The 10,191-nt window shown below is 46.1% G+C and carries 5 protein-coding genes; 3 read left to right on the forward strand and 2 right to left on the reverse strand.

Annotation, left to right across the window (positions count from 1 at the left end):
- Positions 1–46: 46 nt before the first annotated feature.
- The 3 genes from N7974_RS05245 (at position 47) to N7974_RS05255 (ending at position 7,900) form a co-directional block, all read left to right on the forward strand.
- Entirely contained in the window at positions 47–3,163 is a 3,117-nt protein-coding gene (locus N7974_RS05245; protein ID WP_262964592.1) for an MdtB/MuxB family multidrug efflux RND transporter permease subunit, read from the forward strand.
- A complete protein-coding gene (locus N7974_RS05250) occupies positions 3,160–6,288 on the forward strand; it encodes a multidrug efflux RND transporter permease subunit (protein ID WP_262964593.1) in 3,129 nt (1,042 codons plus the stop codon). The genes N7974_RS05245 and N7974_RS05250 overlap by 4 nt, the downstream gene beginning before the upstream one ends.
- Positions 6,289–6,424: 136 nt before the next feature.
- Positions 6,425–7,900, forward strand: a complete 1,476-nt coding sequence (locus N7974_RS05255) for an efflux transporter outer membrane subunit (RefSeq protein ID WP_262964594.1) — start codon at positions 6,425–6,427, stop codon at positions 7,898–7,900.
- Positions 7,901–8,120: 220 nt separating this feature from the next.
- On the opposite strand, the gene N7974_RS05260 is transcribed toward N7974_RS05255, so the two are convergent.
- Together N7974_RS05260 and N7974_RS05265 are read right to left on the reverse strand one after the other, a co-directional pair.
- Positions 8,121–9,356 (reverse strand): plasmid pRiA4b ORF-3 family protein, encoded by a 1,236-nt coding sequence (locus N7974_RS05260; RefSeq protein WP_262964595.1) that lies wholly within the window; start codon positions 9,354–9,356, stop codon positions 8,121–8,123.
- A gap of 45 nt (positions 9,357–9,401) precedes the next feature.
- Positions 9,402–9,812: a DUF3024 domain-containing protein gene (locus N7974_RS05265; protein WP_262964596.1), complete on the reverse strand. Its 411-nt coding sequence runs from the start codon at positions 9,810–9,812 to the stop codon at positions 9,402–9,404.
- Positions 9,813–10,191 lie beyond the last annotated feature (379 nt).

Raw genomic sequence — 10,191 nt, forward strand, 5'->3', positions numbered from 1 at the left:
GTCTTCGCGTTAAAACCGCCTTACACCTGGACCAAGATAACCAATAATGAATCCTTCACGCACCTTCATCCTGCGTCCGGTCGCCACCTCGTTGATAATGCTCGCACTGCTGCTGGTCGGAATAGTTGCTTACCGTGAACTGCCAATTTCAGCCCTGCCTCAGGTCGACTATCCGACGATTCAGGTAGCGACCTTATATCCGGGCGCAAGTCAGGAAGTAATGACATCGTTAATTACCGGGCCTTTGGAGCGCCAATTAGGCCAGTTGCCCGGCTTAAACCAGATGTCTTCTTCAAGCTCGGGTGGCGCCTCTGTTATCACCCTTCAGTTTAATCTGAGCTTGAGTCTTGATATTGCTGAACAGGAAGTACAGGCTGCCATCAACGCTGCCAATAATTACTTGCCTGCTGATCTGCCGATGCCGCCGATCTACAGTAAAATAAACCCCGCTGACGCACCGATACTGACATTGGCAGTCAGTTCAAAAACACTGCCTTTAACCAAAGTAGAAGATCTGGTAGACACCCGCCTGGCGCAAAAACTATCGCAATTATCAGGCGTCGGACTGGTCACTATCAGTGGCGGCCAAAGACCCGCTGTTCGCATCCAGGCAAATCCTACGGCAATGGTAGCTTACGGAATAAGTCTCGAAGATCTGCGGTTGGCAATAGCCAACGCCAACGTTAATCAACCCAAAGGCATGTTCGATGGGCCGACCCGATCGGCTATTATTGATGCCAATGATCAACTTCAATCAGCCGCAGAATATCGGTCTCTTATTATCGCTTACCGTAATGGCAGGCCGGTGCGCCTGGCGGATATCGCCGATGCCAGTGACGATGCGGAAAACGTAAGGCTCGCTGCCTGGGCAAATGGTAGCTCGGCAGTTATTGTCAATATTCAACGTCAACCCGGCACCAATGTTATTGCTGTTGTCGACCGCATTAAGCAACTGCTGCCTAAATTACAAGAAGCACTACCAAACAGCCTTGATGTTACGCTATTAACTGATCGCACAACCACGATCCGTGCCTCGGTGGAAGACGTACAAATGGAACTTCTCATCGCGCTGGCACTGGTAGTGCTGGTTATTTACCTGTTTTTGCGTAATGCTTCTGCGACCGCCATCCCGGGTATTGTCGTGCCACTGTCGTTAATCGGCACTTTTGCATTTATGTATCTGGCTGACTTTAGCATCAACAACCTAACCCTTATGGCATTGACCATTGCCGCCGGTTTCGTGGTTGACGATGCCATTGTTGTTATCGAAAATATTACCCGCTACATTGAAAAAGGTGAATCACCTTTAAATGCCGCACTCAAAGGTTCTGAACAAATTGCCTTTACTATTATCTCGCTGACTTTTTCACTGATTGCCGTACTGATACCGTTATTATTCATGGGCGATATAGTAGGTCGTCTGTTTCGCGAATTTGCCATCACTCTCGCCGTAGCCATCCTGCTCTCCGCTTTTATTTCCTTGACCCTCACACCGATGATGTGTGCGAAAATGCTGCGTCCTCTCTCTGAAGAACCGAAAGGCTGGTTTTATCTTGCCAGTGGACGATTTTTCGATAGAACGACGGCAGGCTACGCCAGAATGCTCGATCGGGTTCTGAAGCATCAGGTGGCAACGCTAATTATAGCCGTTACCACTCTGGCACTCACCGTGCTACTGTATATTGTCGTACCTAAAGGTTTCTTTCCCATCCAGGATACCGGGGTTATTCAAGGTATCTCGGAAGCGTCTCAATCCATTTCATTTTCAGCCATGGCCGAGCATCAACAAGCCTTGGGCAAAGTTATCCTGAAAGATCCGGCAGTCGAAAGCATTGCTTCCTTTATTGGCGTCGATGCCACCAATCCCACGCTCAATAGTGGGCGGATAATGATTACCCTGAAACCGCTGGCCGAAAGAAAAATCAATGCCACAGCAGTGATTAACAGACTACAACCTGCGCTTGCCGAGGTACAAGGCATTAAACTCTACATGCAACCGGTACAAGATCTGACGATTGAAAATCGTGTCAGTCGTAGTCAGTATCAATTTACGCTGGAATCAGCCAATCGTGATGAGTTAAGCCATTGGACAGAAGTTCTCGTAAAAGAATTATCCAGGCAACCACAATTTGCCAATGTGACCAATAACCTTCAGGAACAAGGTCTACAAGCGTTTGTCGATATAGATCGTAGTACTGCCAGTCGTATGGGCGTCAGTATTGCGGCTATCGATAACGCACTCTATGATGCTTATGGTCAGCGTCTGGTTTCCACTATTTTTACCCAGTCCAACCAGTACCGCGTGGTTCTTGAAGTAAAACCTGAATATCGGCAGGGCCTGGATGATCTAAAAAACAGTTGGGTCGCCTCCTCTGATGGAATGCAGATACCACTATCAACGATAGCTACCGTATCAGAAAAATCAGCACCGCTGGTTACTCATCATTTGGGGCAATTTCCTGCCACCACGATTTCTTTTAACCTCGCTCCCGGCGCTTTTCTCGGTGAAACTATTGAGGCCATCGAAACAGCCAAACAAAAAATTGCCCTACCTGCCAGCATAGTCGCCAATTATCAGGGAGCTACGCTGGCTTTTAGCACCTCGTTGTCAAATACGCTATGGCTGATTCTCGCCGCACTGGTAACCGTATATATTGTCTTGGGTGTGCTCTATGAGAGTTACATACATCCGGTCACAATCCTGTCAACGTTACCTTCAGCCGGTGTTGGTGCCTTGCTTGCACTGATGCTGTCAGGTAATGATCTGGGAATAATTTCAATCATCGGTATTATTCTGCTCATCGGCATCGTCAAGAAAAATGCCATCATGATGATAGATTTCGCCCTTGATGCGGAACGTAGACAGGGTATGTCGCCCAAAGATGCCATTTATCAGGCCTGTCTTCTGCGTTTTCGACCCATCATGATGACCACAATGGCCGCATTGCTAAGCGCCCTACCCCTTATGTTGGGTACCGGAGTGGGATCGGAACTGCGCCATCCACTAGGTATCACGATGGTCGGCGGATTGATCTTAAGCCAACTGCTAACACTGTTTACGACTCCGGTCATTTATCTGGCTTTCGACAAACTGGGACGGCGAATGTCAAAAAGTGACGATACCAAACAAACCCGCTTTGCTACCGATCAGGATTTGCCGTGAACCTGTCGGCTTATTTTATCTATCGTCCGGTTGCAACTACGCTACTGACGCTGGCGGTTACTTTAGTGGGTCTGATCGCTTTTTACCAATTACCGGTCGCACCATTGCCACAAGTCGATTTTCCTACCATATCGGTACAGGCGTCCTTGCCAGGAGCCAGTCCGGAAACCATGAGTTCTTCGGTAGCAACTCCGCTTGAACGGGCTCTGGGAAATATCGCCGGTGTCACAGAAATGACTTCCGCCAGCTCTGCCGGAACTACCAGCATTATCTTACAGTTTGATCTGAATCGCGATATTGATGGCGCTGCACGTGATGTACAGGCAGCAATCAACGCGGCAAACAATCTGCTACCCAGTAATATGCCCAGTCGACCGAGTTACCGCAAGATCAACCCGGCTGACTCGCCGATTATGATTATGGCGTTAACCTCGGAAACCATGACACGCGGGCAGCTTTACGATGCCGCTTCAACAACGCTTTCACAAAAAATAGCGCAAATTGAAGGTATAGGACAAGTAAATATAGGTGGTAGCTCACTGCCAGCGGTTAGAGTTGAGTTAAACCCGGTTGCCCTGACCAAGTATGGGATTGGTTTTGAAGACGTACGTACGGCAATCGCGGCAACCAATGCCAATATACCCAAAGGTGCCCTGGAAGATGCCACGCGCAACTGGCTAATCTACGCCAATGATCAAGCCAAAACAGCAAGCGATTATCTGCCGCTCATCGTGACTTATCGCAATGGTGCTGCCGTACATCTCGCAGATCTTGGTCAGGTTATTGATTCTGTGGAAGATTCCCGATCTGCCGGACTTAAGGATGGCAAGCCATCGGTATTACTGATAATTAGTAAACAGTCCGGCGCCAACATCATCGAAACCGTCGATAAAATAAAGCTGCTGCTACCTCAATTACAGGCATCCATTCCCAATACCATTGATCTTTCGGTGGTTCAAGACCGGTCCAAGACTATCCGTGCCTCTCTTAATGAAGTTGAACTTAGCCTTTTAATTGCGGTAATTTTGGTCATTCTGGTGGTGTTTCTATTCCTGGGAGACCTACGCTCTTCAATGATTCCTGTCATTACCGTGCCGGTATCCCTGATTGGCACTTTCGGCGTGATGTATTTATGTAACTACAGCCTGGATAACCTGTCACTGATGGCACTCACCATTGCTACCGGCTTTGTCGTCGATGATGCCATTGTGGTTTTGGAAAATACCAAACGCCATATAGAACTGGGAGTTCCGCCAAGGGAAGCGGCTTTAAAAGGTGCTGGTGAAGTCAGCTTTACCGTATTAACCATGAGTTTATCGCTTATTGCCGTGTTCATTCCCATTTTATTGATGGGCGGTATCGTTGGACGTCTTTTTCAGGAATTTGCAATTACTCTCTCAGCCGCAGTGATGGTTTCGCTGGTTATCTCGCTGACTACTACTCCCATGCTTTGCGCACTATGGCTAAGGCCAACAGAAATTACGCCACGAGGCCGGTTTCATGGTTACGCCAATCAACTGGGCAATCGTCTACTGGCAAGCTACAAACGCACCCTGCACTGGGCATTACGCCACGGCCCCCTGGTCATGTTGTTATTGTTGTGTACGGTAGGTTTGAATGTCTATCTTTATATAATTGTCCCCAAAGGCTTCTTCCCTGTTCAGGATACCGGCAGATTATCCGGGAATATAAAGGCAGACCAGAGTATTTCATCAGCGGCCATGCAGAAAAAACTGGCTGAATTTGTCGATATTATGCGTAAGGATTCCGAAATTGAGACCGTTATCGGTTTTACTGGCGGCTCTCGAGGCATGAACAGTGGACAAATGTTTGCAACGCTTAAACCGCTGGAAGAACGTAAACTAAGCATCGATGAACTGATGGCGCGACTGCGCAGTAACATGGAAAATGTACCAGGGGCCCGCTTGATACTACAACCGCCTCAGGATCTTCGTATCGGTGGACGCGGATCATCTGCCCTGTATGAATACACGCTGCAAGCCGACAACTTGATTGAGCTTAGAACCTGGGTACCTCGTATCGTCAAAGCCTTGTCTAAACGTCCCGAATTGTTGGATGTAAATACCAACCAGGAAGATAAAGGCCAACAAATCGCTCTCCAGATAGATCGTGACCTTACAGCTAAACTTGGCGTCAGTCAGACCCTGATCAATGCCACGTTAAACAATGCCTTCGGACAACGGCAGGTTTCCGTCATCTATAATCCGCTTAATCAATATCGTGTTATTTTAGAAGTCGCACCTGAATATTCACAAAGCCCGGAAACCTTAAAAAACCTCTATGTCAGCGTTCCACCCAGCCTCGAGAATCCATCTGGCGGACAGGTACCACTATCTGCTTTTGCGAGCTACAGTGTCACCAACACGCCGTTGGCCGTCAATCATCAAGGGCAGTTTCCTGCAGGCACCCTGTCTTTCAATCTTGCTCCCGGCATATCACTGTCAACGGCAACCCAACTGATAGCCGAAACCATGAACGACCTGGGAGTTCCAGCTTCGGTACATGGCAGTTTTCAAGGCACCGCCAAGGCCTTTAAAGAATCTCTTAGCAATCAACCGTGGCTGATTCTGGCGGCTTTAGCTTCAATTTATATCGTTCTGGGTGTTTTATACGAAAGCTATGTCCATCCACTGACTATTATTTCTACCTTGCCATCCGCCGGAGTTGGAGCGATTCTGGCACTGTTTGTTTGCCAAACCGACTTCAGTATCATTGCCATGATTGGGGTTATTTTACTAATCGGCATTGTTAAAAAGAACGCCATCATGATGATAGACTTTGCTTTACATGCACAACGCACACAGGACATGAGCCCTGAGGATGCTATTTTCAGTGCCTGTTTAATGCGTTTTCGACCCATTATGATGACGACTTTTGCAGCCTTGTTCGCGGCGGTACCGCTTGCTCTTGGAACGGGTTACGGTGCAGAGTTGCGCCGCCCTTTAGGTATCGCTATCGTCGGTGGATTGCTGTTCAGCCAATTACTCACGCTTTACACGACTCCCGTTATTTATCTTTATCTGGATCGCTTTCAGTCGTGGTGCCGCCGCACCTTTCGCCGTGATACTGCAAAGCCGCTATCAAACCCGGTAGATCCGCTATGAGTAAAGATACGCATCCGGATAAATTGTGTTCTTCCCTCGCAGGCGTACCAAGTGCGCTGACTTATTCATCCAAGACCTTTGCATGGCAAGCCCTACAGCGAATATCTTTGATAACAGGCCTGGTTAAAAATTACTTATGATTATCTACTCATTACGGTTATTAACCGTTAGCTGTTTTTTACTATCCACTGCGTGTACTGTAGGCCCGGATTACCGGAGACCCAGCAGTGCTACTGCCACCAATTTTAAGGAAATTAAAGGCTGGAAAACCGCACAACCTCGCGACAACGAAATTCCGGGTAAATGGTGGGAGCTATTCAAAGACCCTTATCTGAACACTCTGGAAGAGCAGGTCAATATTGCCAACCAGTCTATCGCCCAAGCCGAAGCACAATACAGACTGGCACAATCCTTGGTGCAGAGTGCAAGCGCCGCCTATTTTCCTACTGCCACGGGTGCTGCAACAGTCAACCGTTTTAGAGCTGCCAGTGGCCAAAACGTCGCGGTTTCCGGCGTCAAGTATCTGTTCGGTGCCGCATTGAGCGCTGCATGGGAACCGGATTTATGGGGCAGTGTAAGGCGACAGGTTGAATCAAGTGAAACCAATGCCCAAGCCAGTGCAGCCACCTTGCAGGCATTACGCTTGTCAACCCAAACGACACTGGCCCAAAACTACTTTCTGTTACGGGCACTTGATGCACAGACAAAACTGATTAATGATACGGTTATAACTTATGAGAAAACCCTCAAAATCACCCAAAATCGTTACGCAGCAGGCATAGCGGCAAAATCTGAAATCGTTCAGGCCGAAACCCAACTTGAATCAGCGCGGGCGCAAGCGATAAATCTTGGTGTTCAAAGAGCACAACTTGAACACGCCATAGCCATGTTGATGGGCAAAATCCCGGCCGAACTCACCATCGTAGTTGCGCCTCTAAACTCGCTGTTACCAACAATTCCGGTTAGTATCCCGTCAGAACTGTTGGAGCGCAGACCCGATATTGCCGCCGCTGAGCGCCTTGCGGCCTCCGCCAATGCACAAATAGGCGTGGCCAAAGCCGCTTATTTCCCAAGTCTGAGTCTCGCCGCTTCCAATGGTCAACAATCCTCAACGCTGGAAAACTTGCTGACTGCAGGAGCACGTTATTGGGCACTGGGGCCTGCAGCGGTCGCAATCCCGTTATTTGATGGTGGTGCACGCGGCGCGCAAATGCAGCAAGCCATTGATAATTACGATGTCAACGTAGCGGCTTATCGCCAGACTGTTCTGGTCGGCTTTCAGGAAGTTGAAGATAATCTGGCTGCACTGCGTATCCTGGAACAGCAAATGCAGGTTCAAAACAAAGCGGCAGATGCTGCCAACAAGGCTGTTCTGTTAACAACCAACCAATATAAAGCAGGAACTGTCAGTTATCTTAATGTCATGATTGATCAGGCAATTGCTCTCACCAATGAAAAAACGCTGGTCGACCTTCAAGGCCAACGCTTAAGTACGGCGGTACTTTTGGTAAAAGCTCTCGGTGGTGGCTGGGATACTTCGAAACTGCCCAGTCAGGATGAAGTCGGTGGTGAAGTTAAATGGTCCCAATTTCTGCCTATTCCAATAAAATAATACGCGTGACTGAGCAATAATTTTGTTGGTAATTACCCCTCCTCTTTGAAAAAAGGTTAAGGGCAATCCCCTAATTTTTTTGAAACTGTACGCCAGCACCCGACCATCAAGAGACAGTCATCAGTTTTCAGTGAATGACTGCTTATCTTTGAATAGGGATCATTCAGAAATCGCTAGTGATGGCCATCCATGTACCCTTTTCGGAAATTCCTCATTACAATCAGTCGTCCCAATCTGGATATTGTTCTGGTGGGTTACCATGTTGTTCAATGACTGTTGGCTCTGAACAGCCGGAATCATTACTTGCAATGGACTCCACTACCAATTGAAACCGCCAATCGTCACCAAAATCAAAATGGAATGTAAGCTCCATACCTTTATAAAAAGATAATTCACCGACTACACAATCAGTAGTACAAAGCTCATCACTCTCTATATAAGGATGGACAATGCGTTCGGTTATTCCATAACGGTTTTTATAAATAAATTCATACAAATGATCATTATCGAAATTAAAGGCGCTTAAAATACTACCAGCTAACTCTTCAAGGCTGGTAGTGCCCGGAGCAGCTATTTTCCGATAAGCCGATCCGAGACTAACTTTAAAAACATAACTGCTATGCTGTATTTCTGCAATCTCAGGTTGCTTTAAGCTTTTTTCGAACGTGGGAATATAGCTTTTTAATTCAGAATTCCATAACACAATCAGGTCATAATCTGATTGATCATTAACATGCTCATCGAATAAAACTAAATGTTTGGACAAATGATTTAATAGCGTACGTCCCCATGTTGTTGGAGTAATGTTTACGACGGGCCAATTTTCTCCACTCAATTCGGAATCCTGTTCAATTCGTATAAACCCGAATAACTCCATCAGTGCAAGATTATAAAGACAAGGATTGTATCGAAGATAGTCGAAATCATGGGGTTTTTCTTTAAGACTGAGACCATCATTCAGGGCCTTTTGAAAGAAATACAGACTGTCATACAAACCGTTAGAGTAATTACTACTACTCTCGCCGATTATTTCAGCACGGCCTCGTAGCCACCACGCATGAAATAAAGCAAAATAACGCTCCGTTAGATTCAATGACTGCCAGTCGGCCAATACATTATTATCCAGCATCAACTTCGCTTCTTTCTTTTCTTGAACGATTTGCGTTAATCCTGATGCTCTAAGCAAAAGATACAAGCCATTGAGGTGTGGAAAAGATTTTTGCTGAGGTCGTTTTAGCTTCACATCTAAAGGATGTGACATTAGTTGATTAAGTTGCGGAAGCAGTTTGATTGCTATTAAATGACTTTTTCCTGAGACTGGAATACCGGAAGATCCGATAAAACCAAGTAAGGTAGAAAAATCTTTTAGCAAGGTTCCCGGTTCACTATCAGTGAATGTCTGATTTTTTAAACTGTGAATTTGATCGGGTGTCAGTGTCGCTTTTATGTTTTTCATAAAATGTATTTTAGTAATTAAATAATAACTGTTCAGCGGCCATCATCAAGGTGTAAAAATAGGATTTTCCTCAATTAATTTTAGACACTCCTCCAGCGAAATGTCCTGAAACACTTCAAACCATTGTTCGGTATGTCGCATGTACGCAAGATTAAATTTATTGTCAGCAATATATTCCATACGTGCAAATTTTGTCTCAAAGGATGGCGATATTGCATTCGAGCTTGGACAGTTATAGGTTGCACAAAAATAAAAAGAATTCCTGTACCATTTGCTATGAATGTCTGCAAGATAGTTGAAATCGTCAGTAGTTGAGGCTGGTTTCACATGCGTGGGTTTAAGTACATCATCAATTAGCTTGTCTGCTTTTTCTTTTAGAAATGATTTTGTTGAACTAGGGACGGGGGAATTAGCTTTCTTGGGGGCAGTCACTTGCCATGATTTTTTATTCGCCATACGTGAAGTCCTTAAATAGTAAAGTTTATTCTGATAACAAATTATAACTTGCTCATAATTTAAAACCCAGTATTGCGATGAGGATAAATATCGGACTAAAGTTAACAGGCATGATCTTCGCAATCCACTATTGGCAGTCATTGCCAATTAATTGGAATAGACTGGTCGCTCTATGCGAGTATGCTGCCGTTCGGAAATTTGAATTGATGGCAGCTATTGGCCCAGACTGTGTGAAAACTACAATCCATCTATATTAGACATCTTTCCTAAATAATCGACATAGAATTTGGCCTTTATAAGGTTAAAATAGTGATCTACCTCTGAAAACACGGATAGCCATGACTCCTTATGCTCAATTACCAAGACACAAGCCTGAAGA

Source organism: Methylobacter psychrophilus (genome assembly GCF_025583945.1).
Taxonomy (GTDB): domain Bacteria; phylum Pseudomonadota; class Gammaproteobacteria; order Methylococcales; family Methylomonadaceae; genus Methylobacter_C; species Methylobacter_C psychrophilus.

Bases quoted from the DNA above. Each gene is read 5' to 3' on its own strand.
- N7974_RS05245 (WP_262964592.1), top strand. From the start codon at position 47: ATGAATCCTTCACGCACCTTCATCCTGCGTCCGGTCGCCACCTCGTTG.
- N7974_RS05255 (WP_262964594.1), top strand. From the start codon at position 6,425: ATGATTATCTACTCATTACGGTTATTAACCGTTAGCTGTTTTTTACTA.
- N7974_RS05260 (WP_262964595.1), bottom strand. From the start codon at position 9,356: ATGAAAAACATAAAAGCGACACTGACACCCGATCAAATTCACAGTTTA.
- N7974_RS05265 (WP_262964596.1), bottom strand. From the start codon at position 9,812: ATGGCGAATAAAAAATCATGGCAAGTGACTGCCCCCAAGAAAGCTAAT.